The following is a 13,226-nucleotide window of genomic DNA, read 5'->3' on the forward strand; positions in this document are numbered from 1 at the left end:
TTGGAACCCCTGGCATCACACCTATGCGGTGTTCGGCCAGTACGGCTCCGCTCATCGCAAGGCAGCACTGCGCCGTGACCATGAGGAGCGGTCCAGAGACTGCGTCATTGAACGAAAGGGCGCTAAGTTTGGCTGAGGTGAGGGCGACCTCGACGGGGTCGCGGGCGGCAAGGCCCCGCCGGCCGTCCCCGCATGAGCGAAGGAAGCCCGGCTCCGGCCTCATCCTGTTCTGCCAGGCCGGGGATGATGCCGCCCCATGTCGCAGCCGTCCGTCCGTTCTAATCCGCCTCGGACCTCAGTTGATCCGAAGGTTGAACTCCTGCACCAGCCGGCCGAAGCGCTCGTACTCGGCTGAGTGGAAGGCCGCGAACTCGGCACGGCCGCGAACCTGAATAGGCATGTCCATCCGGCGCAAACCTTCCACAACAGCCGGTGTCGTCATCATGCGCAAGCAGGCCGCCTCGAGGCGATCCAAAACCTCGGTTGGGGTACCGACCGGCGCGTAGAGCCCGGACCAGATAGTGAAAACAAGGTCGTGACCGAGTTCGCGCATCGTTGGCGTGTCGGGGAACTCCGCTGCCCGGGTCTCGCTGAACACGGCGATCGGGTGCAGTCCATATTGACGCACCAGATTGCCCTGGTCGGTGAAGAGCTGAACCTGCCCCCCTGCCATGGCCTGCATCACCTCGCCCGAGCCGCGATACGGGATGTGGTTCATCTCGATCCCGTCCAGCCGCTCGAGCGAGATCATGCTGATGTGCGGCGTGCCGCCGGGGCCGGTGCTCGCATAGGCGAGGCGGCCGGGGTTGGAGCGTGCCCGCGTGATGACGTCCTGCAGCGTGCGCATTCCGGAATCCCGCTGCGTCATCATCACCACGAGCGCGGCACTCACTTGGCATACTGGCGCAAAATCCGACTGGCGGAAAGGCGCGCCGCGGGTGTGCGGCGACAGGACCAGCGAGCCACCCGGCGCGAGAAGGATGGTGTTGCCATCCGGGCGGGAGCGGGCGAGTTCCAGCGCGCCAACGGTGCCATTCGCGCCCGCCGAGTTCTTCACAACGACTTGGACGCCGAGAGCCGCTGACAGCTCGGGTTGCATGACGCGGGCCATGAGATCGGAGGCGCCGCCGGGCGGGTAGCCCACGATCATGGTGACCGCGTTCTGGGCCCTCGCGAAAGGCGCGGTCGCGACCGCGCACACGAACGCGGCTGCAAAAGCGACAATGAAGCGCACTGCGTTTTCTCCCCTGATTTGTTCTCCCGTCATGCTGTGCCGGTTCTTGGGCTGGGCCAAGCCCCACAGCTGACCTCCTGGTCACGAGGAGTGGAAATCTCACGCCCCGGGGGACGCGTCGCGCACGCGCCGTGCCGGCGCCAGGGCGGCGCAGGCCGATGACGGCGCCGGGCGAGGAGAGCGACGTCGGATAGCTCTGTGCCGCTGACGCACCGGACGCCCAGCGGGTTGAACTTACCTTGGCCCCCCCGCATATCGTGCGCCGCTGGAGGCTGAATGGAGGAGCTGGCAGTGAACGAGACCCTGGAACGGCATGAGTTCGGCGCCGAGGTTGGGCGCCTCCTCGATCTCGTTGTTCACGCGCTCTACACCGAGCGCGAAATCTTCCTGCGCGAACTGGTGGCCAACGCCGCCGACGCTGTGGACCGGCGCCGCTTCGAGGCGCTGACCGACAGCACGCTCGGGCTGCCGGCCGAGGCGAAAGTCCGTATCGTGCCGGAGAAGGCCACGCGGACGCTGACCATTTCCGACCCCGGCATCGGGATGTCCAAGGCCGAGCTCGCGCAGCACCTCGGTACGATCGCCCGCTCTGGAACGCTCGCCTTCGCCAGGTCACTGAATGAGGCGCCTGCGGCCGATAAACCGAGCCTGATTGGCCAGTTCGGCGTGGGCTTCTACTCCGCCTTCATGGTGGCGGACCGGGTCGAGGTCACCTCCCGCCGCGCCGGGGCGGAGGAGGCCTGGACCTGGGCCTCGGAGGGCAAGGGGGACTACACCCTTCAGCCTGCTGCACGGGATGAGCCCGGCACCGACGTTGTCCTGCACATGAAAGCCGACGCTGAGGAGTTCCTCGAGCCATCTCGTGTGCAGGCGATCATCCGTAAGTGGGCGGACCACATCACTCTGCCGATCACCGTCGTCCGCGACGGCAAGGACGAGCCCGCCAACGACGGCACGGCGCTCTGGCGGAAGCCAAAGTCGGAGGTGACGGAGGACCAATACGCCGAGTTCTATCACCACGTCGCCCACGCCTTCGACAAGCCCTGGGCCACTCTGCACTGGCGTGCCGAGGGCACGTTGGACTTCTCGGCGCTGCTCTTCATTCCCGGAAGCAAACCTTTCATGGCGGTCGAGGAGGTGCGGGAAAGCCGCGTGCGCCTGCATGTCCGGCGTATGTTCATCACCGACGCAGCCGGGCTGCTCCCTCCCTGGCTCCGCTTCGTGCATGGCGTGGTGGACACCGAGGATCTGCCGCTCAATGTCAGCCGTGAGATGCTGCAGGCCACGCCGATGCTGGCGCGCATCCGAAAGGCTGTGACAAGCCGAGTGCTCTCCGAGCTGAAGGCGAAGGGCAAGGACGCGGAGGCCTATGCTTCGCTCTGGGAGAACTTTGGCCCCATTCTGAAGGAAGGTGTCTGGGAGGACGCCGAGCACCGGAAGGACGTAGCCGGCCTGCTGCGTTTCCGCTCATCGGCCGTGGACGGTTGGACCTCACTCGCGGATTATGTGGGACGCATGAGGGAGGGACAGGAAGCCATCTATGTCCTGGCGGGTGACGATGCTGCGGTGCTGGCCAAGTCGCCCCAGCTCGAAGGTTTTCGCGCCAAGAACGTGGAGGTGCTGCTCCTGGCGGACGGCATCGACGCCTTCTGGCCGCAGCAGCTGGCGGAGTTTGAAGGCAAGCCGATCCGCAGCGTCACCCAGGGCGCGGTCGACCTCTCGAAGGTCGCGGGGGATGAGCCGCCAGGCGAGGCGGCCGATGTGGCCACGCTGTTGCCGCTGCTCAAGGATGCGTTGAAGGACGAGGTATCAGAGGTCCGTGTCACCGACCGGCTGGTGGACAGCGCGGTCGTGCTCGCCGCACCTGAATACGGCCCCGATCTGCAGATGCAGCGCATGCTGCGCCGGGCCGGCCGCAGCTTTGGTGGCGGTCTTCCGGTGCTCGAGGTGAACCCACGTCATCCCTTGATCCGTAAGCTGGCGGAGGGTGCGGCGGCCGATACGAGGCTTGGCGAGAGCGCCGGGCTGCTGCTCGACATCGCGCGGGTGCAGGACGGTGACAGCCCCAGGGATCCGGCTTCCTTCGCCCGACGGGTTGCGGCGGCTCTCGCCTCTGGCTCGGTCTGATGTGACCTCGCCACCCGCGCTCCTTCGGACCGGGCGGCCTAGCTCCGCATGTCGGAGGCCAAAGGGAGGCTCGCGGCGTGGTTGCAGATCGAAGTCAGCCCCGACTTGCGCTGCCGGCATTGGCGGCTGCGCTCCTCATGTGCCTGGCCTCGGCACAGGCGAGTTCCGACACCGCTTGGGAAGAAACGCTGGGGTCTGATCAGGCCGGATACGGGGAGACTAGGCCGCTACCCGAGGAGGATACCGCCTCGCGGCTGCGCCGCTGGAGCAGCGGGTTCGCGGTTCCCTTCGAGGGTGGGGAGGTCGTCTTCGCCCTCGATCCGTCCACCCCAGGCTTCGTCTCCTCCGTGGCGCCCGAATTCGTGGCGGCTTTCTCCGACCCGCCGGGCTTCCTGATCCGCCGTCTCCATGAGCACACCGACTTCGTGTGGGTTGGTCACCGCTCCGGCACGCCGGTCGCGCTGGCCAGCCAGCCGCGCTTCTCGCCTGGGCTTCGCTGGATGCTCTCGGTGTCGCCGTCCGAGGCCGCCCACGTCTTCAGCGGCATCGAGCTGTTCGACGTTGGCGGGTCTCGGCTCCACCTCGCCTCCACGCTTGACTGGAGCCGGCACTAAGGGGCCTTAGCTGGCCACCTTAAGGCTTGTGGCTTGCACGTCATTGCGACCGATGGGCCCGTTTTATTCAAAGGCGCCGCAGTCAACTTCCCGCCCCATCACGCGGCTTCACGTAGCTCCGGGTCAGCAAGACACCGACCACCAGAGCTGGCACGCCGCAGAGCGCAAAGCCTAGGCCGTGGCTGCCTGTGGCATAGAGAAGCGCCGAGTATGCCAGCGGCAAGACCAGCCCTCCAATCTGCCCGTAGGAGAGCACGCCGCCGGTGGCCATTCCGCGCATCCCAGCCGGGGCCAGGCGTGCCGCCTCGGCGAGAAGAACCCCGTGCCAAGACATGGCCGTGGCGCTGAGACAGGACGCCACGATGCCGAGGAACAGGACTGGCCAAGCTGAGGTGTAGAAACCAATGGCCAGGGTGCTGGCCGCCATCCCTAGCGCTAGCCCTCCCAGCATGCTGCGCGGCGAAAGCGAAGTGCTGCCCAACCAGCCCCAAAGGATGCGGCAAGGCACGGCCACGAACATCGCGACGGAAAACACGAAGCCTGCAAGGCTGAGCGAGTAGCCGAGTTCCACCAAGTAGATGATGAAATAGGAGGTGAAAACGGTCTGTAGGCCGTTGAAGGCGAAGCATGCGATCGACAGATTTCGCAGATCCGCCGTGGCAAGAACCGATGTGAAGGTCGTGCGGAAATCCGAGACTTTGAAGCGACGGCTGGGCACGCGGTCCGCGTCGAACTCGGCGCGCGTGCCCTGCAGGAGAATCGCGAAGATCAAGCATCCCGCCGCGGCCACGTTGAGGGTCACGCTCCAGCTGGTCCATCGGGTCAGCGCCGGACCGAGCAGCCCGGCGAGCAGCAGCCCGGCCGGCACGGCCGTCTGCTTCACGGAGAAGACCAGAGGAGCGTATTTCGGCGGTGAGTAGCGTCCAAGCAGATGGGAACTGGCGGGGGTTGAAATCGCAGAACCGCCCCCACCGATGATCGCGGAAAACGCCAGCAGGGCGACCGAACCGGAGGATGCGGCAGTCAATCCAACGGCCAACAGCAGGAGCGCGACTTGGCTCATGCGCAGGGCACCGTAACGGATGATGAAACTGCCGCAGCCCAGCTGAAAAAGGAGAGCGGAAAGCGCGATCAGGCTCACGTAGACGCCGACCCATGTAGCATCCAGTCGGAGGTCGGTGATGATGGCTGGGGCGATCACGCTGGGCAGGCTGCGGCCCAGAGAAGCAAAGGTTTGCTGAAGAAACATAGCGCCGAGGGCCAGAAGTAGAAGGTTGGTCTCGCGGCCTCTGCTAATCATTGTTCGTTTCCCGGATCAGGCGTGTATCGCCCGCTGAACGGCGATGAGGTCCAGCGGCCTCTCGGCGCAGTCTGCCACGTAGTGCGGCAAACTCTGAAACGCAGTGCGCCCACTCAACTCGGCGGACCATAGCCTTCGTCGCCTGGAGGCGCAGCAGGCCAGCGTAAGAACCCGCTTCAGGACGGGGGCAATTGGATCCGAATGAGCTGAGCGGCGGGAGCCCCAGCGTTCGAGGGATGTCCGTCTGTCCTTCGATGCTGCCGATGTGGAAGAGGCGGATGAGCGCCTCGCGCGGGGCGACCTCGCGGCGCCTGTTCAAGCTCTTCACTTTTGCCCCGCTGGCGCTGATGCACATCAGCGCCATGCGATCGCGCTGAGTGACGTCCCTGGGCCGCAACCGGAGCACCTCCTCGATGCCTGCACCACCGTAGAGGGCGAGAAGCGGCGTCCAGTACATGCCGTCCCGGACCAGATGCACCTTCCATCCGCGCCCGCGCGCTCTCGTCCGCTGACCATCCTGTAGAAAATCCGCCGCGAAAAAGGGGCTCGAAGGGAGGTGCAAAGTGGTACACACTAATGTGACAAAATGCCCCTGCGCCGCGCTGTGAAGCAGAGGCTGCCGCGTCCCATGGCCTCCATCCCCCGGTCGTCAGGCACTTACTTCTCCGCCCAAAGGGGTGCGGCGGTTCATTCCCAATACCGCCGCGAAGTTACGTCGCGCTGAGCTATGGTCCACCGGAGGCCAAAACGACAGCCCCTCTCCTCACGCCCACGCTCATCGGAGCGCCATCATGGCGTCTGCGCGGCCGCCTTCGAAGCTGCGGCCGCCTTGGAAGTTGGAGTGCCTTCGCCAATCAAGTGCAGGACAATGTCCCGCCGGTGCGGCGCCACGCGGTGCTCATACAGGTAGATGCCCTGCCATGTTCCGAGAACCATCTCGCCATCTTCAATAGGGACCGAGAGATGGGTCTGGGTCAGCGCGGCGCGGATATGAGCGGGCATATCGTCCGGACCTTCCTCCGCATGCCGGTAGCGGCCCACCCTGCCGTCAGGCACCAGCCGTGCGAGGAAGGCTTCCAAGTCAGCCTGAACATCCGGCGAGGCGTTTTCCTGGACCAGCAGCGAGGCCGAGGTGTGACGGCACCAAAGGGTCAGCAGACCGGTGCCGATGCCTTGGTCCCCGGTCCATTCGCGGACGCGGCCGGTGAGGTCGAAAAGGCCGCGGCCTGATGTCTCGACGCGGAGATGGTGGAAGCGCTGCAGCATCACGTCCTTCCCATTCACGCCCCGCCCCATACCCCTACATTGGCGGCGCTAAGCGGGAACGGTTGATGAAGCCCTCCTGAAAGGTGCATCCGCTGCTGGCTCTGACGCAACAAGTGGCGCCTACTCCAATCTAATTCCAGCGCTGCGGACCACGCCGATCCATTGCACCCTCTCCCGTCCGATGAAGGCCTCGAAGTCCTGGGGCGTTCCACCACCCGGGGTGACGCTCATCTGCGCCAAGCGCTCCAGCACGGCTGGGTCGCGCAGCGCCTCGTTCGCTGCGGCATTAATCGCCGTCACCACCTCTGGCGGCGTGCCACGCGGGCCGAGCAGGCCGAACCAGGAACTCACCTCGAAATCTGGATAGCCAAGCTCGGTCATCGTTGGCACCTGTGGCAGTTGCGGCAGCCGGGCCCGCGCGGTGATGGCCAGCGGCTTCAGCTGCCCGCCCTGCACCAGCGGCAGGGTGGAGGGCGCAACGGCAAACATGAAGTCCACCCGCCCGGCCGCGAGGTCGCGCTGCGCGTCCGTGACCGTACGGTAGGGAACATGGACCACGTCGATTCCGGTAGCGCGACGGAACACTTCCGCCATCAGGTGCGTCAGGTTGCCGTTGCCGGCGGAACCGAAGGTCAGCTGGCCCGGCCGCGCCTTGGCCGCGGTCACGAGGTCCGCTGGGGTGTTCCATGTGTTGGAACCGGGCGCAACCAGGATGCCGGGCGTGCTCGCGATAAAGACGATGGGCTGGAAATCCGTCTCCGGGTCGTAGGGCAGGCGCGGATAGAGCGCGGCGTTGGCGGTCAGTGCGGTGATCGAGCCCTGGATGAGCGTGTAGCCGTCGGGCGTCGCGCGGGCGACCGCTTCGTGTCCGACGATGGATCCGGCGCCTGGCCGGTTCTCCACGACGATGGGCTGGCCCAGCGTCTGCGCCATGCGCTGCGTGACCACGCGCCTAACGAGGTCCGAATCCCCACCAGCGCCAAGGGCCACGATCACCCGGATAGGCCGGTTGGGGTAGCGCGCCTCCTGCGCCTGGGCGGCCGCTATAGGCGCCAGCGTCAGCAACAAGCGGCGCCCAATCACTTGGCGACTTCCTTCCGGGCCCGCTCGGCCTCCAGCTGCGCCACGTAGACCTCTTGCGGCGGCGCCGAGGGCGGGTTCTCGGCCCGCATGCGATAGAGCGGCAAATAGAGGCTGTACTCGTCATGGATACGCCGCAACTCCTCTACGGCGTGGTCGTGGAAGTCTACGCGCAGATCGAGTTCCGGGTGGTCGTCGCGGTGGTGCACCAGCAATGCGGCCGAACGTTCGGGCAAGTGGCCCGTGCCGCCGGTCTGGCCGCCGGCATCGCGGCCGGCTTCGATGGCACGCACCAAGCGCTCCGCAAGGTTGGCGCCCTTGCTGGCGAGGAAGGTGTCCTCCATCGCCGCCAGCACGGCCTCGCCGGTCAGCACATTTCCGAAGACCGCGTAGCCCTGCCCGGTGCGGTGGCCATGCCAAGGCCTGGTCTTGCTGCCGGTATGGGCGGCCGCCACTCCGTTGCGGTCCAGCAGCCCAAGCTGGCGGTAATCAGCGAAGGGGTCGCTGCGCAGGGCCTCGGCAAGCGCCGCCTCGACTCCATAGCCTGCCGACATTAGGTTGAGCCCAAGCCGCGCCAGCCGGGGGTTGGAAAAGGCTTGGCTGCTCACCGCTCCGAGGGAGGAGCGCACCTGCGGGCACTTTCCACCGACGCCGAGCGAGTATGTGGCGATGCCGACGCCGAGGCGCCCTGTCGCCTCGCAGAAGCCGAGGATGGTGTAGGTCATGTGCCTCTCCCCCGTATGCAGCCAGTGCGGCTGCGGAGAGCATGGCGCTCGCTTGCGAGGCTGCCAAGCCGCACAGCCCGGCCTACAGATGCAGGCGGCGCATCACCGTGCTGGCCACCGGCCAGGTCAAGCAGCCGAGCGAAGCATTTGCCGCTTTGCCCGAGCTTGGCTCCCTCGCAAATCTCTTGAGATCGCGCATGCCGCGCAAATAGGCTGCTTGGCTCGCAGGCACCGCGCAGGTCGCGAAGCAGCGGGCCAATGCGACGGCACCACGGGAAGGGAAACGACAAGGATGAATGATCTTGCGACTGCTCAGACAAGCGCCGCGCGCCTGAGGACGGGACGCCGAGGAGCCATGCTCGCCGGTGGCGGGCTCGCCGCCGCGGCTATCTGGCCATCCGAGCGTGCTCTCGCCCAGGTTTCCGACAATGTGGTCAAGATCGGGGTGCTCGACGACATGTCCGGCACCTTCGCAGACCAGCAGGGCATGGGCGACGTCGTCTCCGCACGCATGGCCATCGAGGATTTCGGGGGCCGGGTGCTGGGGAACCCGATCGAACTGATCTACGGCGACCTGCAGAATCGGCCCGATGTCGGAACGGCGCTCGCCCGCCGCTGGTATGACCAGGAACGAGTGGATGCGATCTTCGGCATCGGCAACTCTGCCGTTGCCCTCGCCGTGCAGCAACTCACGCGGGAAAAGAACCGCATCAACGTGGCGGTCGCGGCAGGGACGACTGATCTCACGGGCCGAGCCTGCACCCCGAACGGGCTGCACTGGACCTACGACAACTATGCGCTCGCGCGCGGCACCGTCTCCGCCATGATCAACCAAGGCAAGCGGCGCTGGTTCTTCATCACCTCCGACTACGCATTCGGGCACTCCCTTGAGGCCAATGGCACGGAGGTCGTACGCGCTCTAGGCGGCCAGGTGGTGGGCTCGGCCAAGGCACCGTTGAACGAGACCGACTTCTCCAACCATCTGCTGCGCGCGGCGCAGTCGGGCGCCGATGTGGTGGGCCTGGCCGTCGCTGGTGTGGATCTGATCAACGCCGTGAAGCAGATGGGAGAATTCGGCCTCATCCGGCGCGGCATCCAGCCCGCCGCCCTGCTCTGCCTACTCACCAATGTCAGGGCAATCGGCCTCGAAACCGCTCAGGGCCTCGTCTTCACCGAGGCCTATTACTGGGACCAGAATGACGAGACGCGCGCCTTCGCGGCACGTTTTGCCCGTATCCATGGCCGCCCGCCCACGATGTTCCAGGCGAGCATGTGGGGGGCGGTAACCCACTACCTGAAGGCGGTGCAGGCCGCCGGCACCGACGCAGCGCCGGCGGTCATGGCAAAGATGCGCGAGATGCCGATCAACGATTTCATGACGCGCAACGGCCGTATTCGCGAGGACGGCCGGATCATCCGTGACATGTACCTCATGCGTGCGAAGCGCCCGTCGGAAGCGCGGGGCGAGTGGGATCTGCTGGAGGTGGTCGGCACCATTCCGGGTGATCAGGCCTTCCGTCCGGCCAATGAGAGCGAATGTCCGGCGCTCCGCCGGATTTGAGAGGTCAGGCAGGGCAGATCCTTCGGGTCTGCTCTGCTTCCTCGGGATTCGCGTTTAAATCGGCCCGCTTCTCGCCGCCGATATCCGCGGCTGCTGCGGCCTCGCCCTTGTCGCCTCCTAGCTGGCAGCGACAGCCGCAAGCCGGTTCGCCAGGGCGCCACCTTGCGTAAGGGTGCCCTGCTCGATCCCGGTGATCAGCTCCACCAACTTGTCGGCAAGTGGGGTCGGAACGCCATGCCGCCTGGCTGCCGCACGCACCGGGGCAAGTTGCGCGGCGACGTCGGTCTGCCGCTTCCGCACAGCCAGGTCGCGCCAGATGCCGCTATGCGTCTTCGCTGATCCGCGGTTGTAGGCGACCATCTTCGCGATCGTGGCATCGACCGCAGCCATGTCATTGCCGAGGAAAGGCAGCGGATCGAAGCCATCGAAGCCGAGCGGCACGACCTTCTCCGCTGATGCGACTGCAAGGATCTCCCGCACGAAGGCAAGGATCAGCGCCTTGCGCGCGGGGTCGCCGATGAAGTCCGCGATGGAGTCATTGGTCAGCGCCGATGTCTTGAGGATCGCGCCATACGCTGCCTTGCCCCAAAGATAGCCGAAGATGTTGTCGCTCAGTACCGCATCGGGCTCGAAGACCTGCAGCTGGCGATGCAGGGAAGTGATGCGCGGCGTCCTCGCCCCATCGAGCTCGCCCACCACCACGGCGCCGCGGACGCCATAGAGGATGCGTCCGGGCTCAAGGTAATCCGCACCAAAATTGACGAAGGCACCGATCGTGCGTTCGCGCCCCACGATGTCCGCGATGACGAGTTCGTTCAGCCCGTTCTGACAGGAGACGACGGCACCATCCTCCGCCAGGTGTGGGGCAAGGGTGCGCGTGGCCGCCTCGGTGTGATGGGCCTTGACCGCCAGGATGATGAGCTTGTGCTTGCCCGTCACGTGCTCGGGCATGACGGCCCGGCCACCGGTCGTGAACTGCGAGATCGGCCCCTCGATCGTCAGCCGGCCCGCCTCAATCGCAGCGACATGCTCCGGGACGACGTCAACGAACGTCACCTCGTGACCCGCGCGGGAAAGATACGCGCCGATCGTGCCGCCGATCGCGCCCGCCCCCCATATCACGATCGGTTCCGGCATCTCGGCTCTCCTGTTCATTCCTTGTCAGTCATTCAGATTGACTAAGATCAGACAGGGCGGCAACGTCGCCAATGCCTTCCGAGCCCGCTGGCGCGCCCGCGGTGTGGCCGCAGGAACAGGAGAGGATCACCCGTGGATCTCGACTTCAACGGCCGCATCGTGGCGATCACCGGTGCGGCGACCGGCTTCGGTCAGGCCACGGCGCGCGCCTTCGCCCGTCGCGGGGCTCGTGTCTTCGCGGTGGACCTGGATGCGACGGGCCTCGCCGAAACAGCTTCAGGCTTGCCCCCCATTCGCAGCACGGCGCTGGACCTGACCGACCATGAGGCGGTCGCCGGCTGGGTCCGCGGCATCGAGGCCGAGGCTGGGCCCATCGGGGTTCTTGTGAACAATGCGGGCGGCGTGCTCGGCCGGAGTTTCGCGCCGATCGAGGAAGCCAGTTATGCGGACTGGCGGGCGATCCTCGACGTGAATCTCGATGCCGCCTTCGCAATGGTGAAGGCGGCGACCCCGGGGATGAAGCGCGCCGGAACCGGCCGCATCGTCAACATCAGCTCAGGCGCAGGTCTTCGCGCCTCGCGCACTGGGATCCAGGCCTATACGAGCGCGAAGCATGGGATGATCGGCTTGACGCGGCAACTCGCCCAGGAACTCGGGCCCTTCGGCATCACCGTGAATGCGGTGGCGCCCGGCCTGCTCGCGGTTTCCCCTGGCACACGCAAGCAGTGGGACAGCTACGGCGCGGAAGGCCAGAAGCGCGTCATCGAGGGCCTCGCCCTGCGTCGCACGGGCGAGGCCGAGGACATCGCCAAAGCAGTCATGTTCTTTGCGTCGAACCTGGCGGACTACGTCACTGGCCAGGTGCTTCCCGTCAATGGCGGGTCGTTCTGACGATTTGCTTGCGGCAGAGGCCACGGAACGCTTCTCTTTCTCTCGTTCTCTAGTCTGAAGGACCTTGGCGATGGCGCATGCACCCTCTGCGGCACCGACACGGCGTCGCATCCTGGCCGGCGGCGCGGCAAGCGCGCTTGGGCTCCCCGCGGTCGCGCAAGGCACTTGGCCGAACCGCCCGATCAAGGTGATCGTGCCCTTCGCCACCGGTGGCGGCACGGACGTGACCATGCGCCTCCTCGCCCCCAAGCTGGGCGAAGTCCTCGGCCAGAACGTCGTCGTCGAGAACCGCCCTGGCGCAGGAAGCACGCTTGGCACCGATTTCGTCGCCAAGTCGGCACCGGATGGCTACACCTTCGCGCTCGCCACGCTTTCCTCGACCGGGATCGCGGCCACGCTCTACCCGAACCTTCCTTATGACCCGGTGCGCGACCTGACGGCCATCGCGCCGACAGTCTTCATCCCGACCAGCCTCGCCGTCGCCACCCGCGGATGGAATGTCCGGACGCTGGATGCCTTCGTGGCCGCGCTGAAGGCGCGCCCGGGCGCATACTCCTATGGCAGCTCCGGCATCGGGACGACTGGCCATATCGCCAGCGCGAACTTCCTGAGCCACGTCGGCGCGCGGGCCGAGCACGTTCCCTATCGCGGTGCCGGTGCCAGCTTCACCGCGCTCATTGCTGGCGAGACACAGTTCACCCACGATATCCCGTCACTCCTGAAGCCGTTCCACGAGGCTGGGCAGGCAAAGGTGTTGTTCGTGAACCAGGCCGAGCGCTCGGTGCTGCTGCCGGATGTGCCGACCGCAGCCGAGGCAGGGCTGCCGGACTACAAGGCCTATTCGTGGTACGGGATCTTCGGTCCGGCCCAGCTGCCCGCGCCGATCGTCTCGCGCATGGCGGGGGCAATCGAACAAGCAATGTCCGATCCCGCGCTGTCCGCCCGCTTCCACGAGATGGGCACCCCACCGATGCTGGGATGGACCCCGGAGCGCTTCGCGCGATACGTCGCGGATGAGGTCGTGGCCTGGGCTCCACTGGTCCGCGCCTCCGGCGCGCGGGTCGAGTAGCGAGCTGGAAACGCGGAGGGAGCTTACCCACTCCAGCTCGGTCGGCCATGGACCGGCGCCGCCAGGCACCTACGCTTAAGCCTTCTAGCTGAGTGAAGCGTCAATCTGACTTCCTGTGATCAGGGCAAGGCAGGCCCGTGACGCGGGCTAATCGCATTAGCGCGCAATGTCTGACAAACTTACGAGATGCTTGTCACCTGTCTGACGACCGATTAGGTTTGC

At 66.1% G+C, this 13,226-nt stretch carries 11 protein-coding genes; 5 read left to right on the top strand and 6 right to left on the bottom strand.

Going from position 1 to position 13,226, the window contains the following annotated elements:
- Nucleotides 1-295: 295 nt before the first annotated feature.
- Nucleotides 296-1,294, bottom strand: a complete 999-nt coding sequence (locus tag JTJ31_RS08745; RefSeq protein WP_207538271.1) for a Bug family tripartite tricarboxylate transporter substrate binding protein — start codon at nt 1,292-1,294, stop codon at nt 296-298.
- 216 nt (nt 1,295-1,510) lie between these two features.
- Here JTJ31_RS08745 and htpG point away from each other — a divergent pair, with 216 nt between their 5' ends.
- Together htpG and JTJ31_RS08755 are read left to right on the top strand one after the other, a co-directional pair.
- Nucleotides 1,511-3,361, top strand: coding sequence for a molecular chaperone HtpG (htpG, locus tag JTJ31_RS08750; RefSeq protein ID WP_207538272.1), 1,851 nt, complete (start codon nt 1,511-1,513; stop codon nt 3,359-3,361).
- Between the two features lie 137 nt (nt 3,362-3,498).
- Complete coding sequence (locus JTJ31_RS08755) at nt 3,499-3,975, top strand: hypothetical protein (protein ID WP_207538273.1); 477 nt, start codon at nt 3,499-3,501, stop codon at nt 3,973-3,975.
- An 82-nt stretch (nt 3,976-4,057) separates the two neighbouring features.
- Here the strand turns inward: JTJ31_RS08755 and JTJ31_RS08760 are convergent, their stop codons facing one another.
- The 4 genes from JTJ31_RS08760 to JTJ31_RS08775 all read right to left on the bottom strand — a co-directional run bounded on the left by JTJ31_RS08760 (nt 4,058) and on the right by JTJ31_RS08775 (nt 8,346).
- Nucleotides 4,058-5,275, bottom strand: coding sequence for an MFS transporter (locus tag JTJ31_RS08760; protein ID WP_207538274.1), 1,218 nt, complete (start codon nt 5,273-5,275; stop codon nt 4,058-4,060).
- Between the two features lie 789 nt (nt 5,276-6,064).
- Nucleotides 6,065-6,541: a secondary thiamine-phosphate synthase enzyme YjbQ gene (locus JTJ31_RS08765; protein ID WP_207538275.1), complete on the bottom strand. Its 477-nt coding sequence runs from the start codon at nt 6,539-6,541 to the stop codon at nt 6,065-6,067.
- A 120-nt stretch (nt 6,542-6,661) separates the two neighbouring features.
- Nucleotides 6,662-7,624, bottom strand: a complete 963-nt coding sequence (locus JTJ31_RS08770; protein WP_207538276.1) for a Bug family tripartite tricarboxylate transporter substrate binding protein — start codon at nt 7,622-7,624, stop codon at nt 6,662-6,664.
- Nucleotides 7,621-8,346 carry a DUF1028 domain-containing protein gene (locus JTJ31_RS08775; protein WP_207538277.1) on the bottom strand — a complete coding sequence of 242 codons (726 nt, stop codon included), beginning with the start codon at nt 8,344-8,346 and terminating at the stop codon, nt 7,621-7,623. The genes JTJ31_RS08770 and JTJ31_RS08775 overlap by 4 nt, the downstream gene beginning before the upstream one ends.
- A 355-nt stretch (nt 8,347-8,701) precedes the next feature.
- Here JTJ31_RS08775 and JTJ31_RS08780 point away from each other — a divergent pair, with 355 nt between their 5' ends.
- Complete coding sequence (locus tag JTJ31_RS08780; protein ID WP_207538278.1) at nt 8,702-9,907, top strand: ABC transporter substrate-binding protein; 1,206 nt, start codon at nt 8,702-8,704, stop codon at nt 9,905-9,907.
- Between the two features lie 117 nt (nt 9,908-10,024).
- On the opposite strand, the gene JTJ31_RS08785 is transcribed toward JTJ31_RS08780, so the two are convergent.
- Nucleotides 10,025-11,044, bottom strand: a complete 1,020-nt coding sequence (locus JTJ31_RS08785) for a ketopantoate reductase family protein (protein ID WP_207538279.1) — start codon at nt 11,042-11,044, stop codon at nt 10,025-10,027.
- Nucleotides 11,045-11,176: 132 nt separating this feature from the next.
- Between JTJ31_RS08785 and JTJ31_RS08790 the strand changes: the two genes are divergently transcribed.
- Together JTJ31_RS08790 and JTJ31_RS08795 are read left to right on the top strand one after the other, a co-directional pair.
- Nucleotides 11,177-11,935: an SDR family NAD(P)-dependent oxidoreductase gene (locus tag JTJ31_RS08790; protein WP_207538280.1), complete on the top strand. Its 759-nt coding sequence runs from the start codon at nt 11,177-11,179 to the stop codon at nt 11,933-11,935.
- Between the two features lie 70 nt (nt 11,936-12,005).
- Nucleotides 12,006-13,004 (top strand): Bug family tripartite tricarboxylate transporter substrate binding protein, encoded by a 999-nt coding sequence (locus JTJ31_RS08795; protein ID WP_207538281.1) that lies wholly within the window; start codon nt 12,006-12,008, stop codon nt 13,002-13,004.
- Nucleotides 13,005-13,226: the final 222 nt, after the last annotated feature.

This window comes from Sabulicella rubraurantiaca, from assembly GCF_017355885.1.
GTDB classification, from domain to species: domain Bacteria; phylum Pseudomonadota; class Alphaproteobacteria; order Acetobacterales; family Acetobacteraceae; genus Roseococcus; species Roseococcus rubraurantiacus.

Coding starts and splice junctions, on each gene's coding strand:
- htpG (WP_207538272.1), top strand. CDS start 1,511: ATGGAGGAGCTGGCAGTGAACGAGACCCTGGAACGGCATGAGTTCGGC.
- JTJ31_RS08755 (WP_207538273.1), top strand. CDS start 3,499: ATGTGCCTGGCCTCGGCACAGGCGAGTTCCGACACCGCTTGGGAAGAA.
- JTJ31_RS08760 (WP_207538274.1), bottom strand. CDS start 5,275: ATGATTAGCAGAGGCCGCGAGACCAACCTTCTACTTCTGGCCCTCGGC.
- JTJ31_RS08765 (WP_207538275.1), bottom strand. CDS start 6,541: ATGCTGCAGCGCTTCCACCATCTCCGCGTCGAGACATCAGGCCGCGGC.
- JTJ31_RS08775 (WP_207538277.1), bottom strand. CDS start 8,346: ATGACCTACACCATCCTCGGCTTCTGCGAGGCGACAGGGCGCCTCGGC.
- JTJ31_RS08780 (WP_207538278.1), top strand. CDS start 8,702: ATGCTCGCCGGTGGCGGGCTCGCCGCCGCGGCTATCTGGCCATCCGAG.
- JTJ31_RS08785 (WP_207538279.1), bottom strand. CDS start 11,044: ATGCCGGAACCGATCGTGATATGGGGGGCGGGCGCGATCGGCGGCACG.
- JTJ31_RS08795 (WP_207538281.1), top strand. CDS start 12,006: ATGGCGCATGCACCCTCTGCGGCACCGACACGGCGTCGCATCCTGGCC.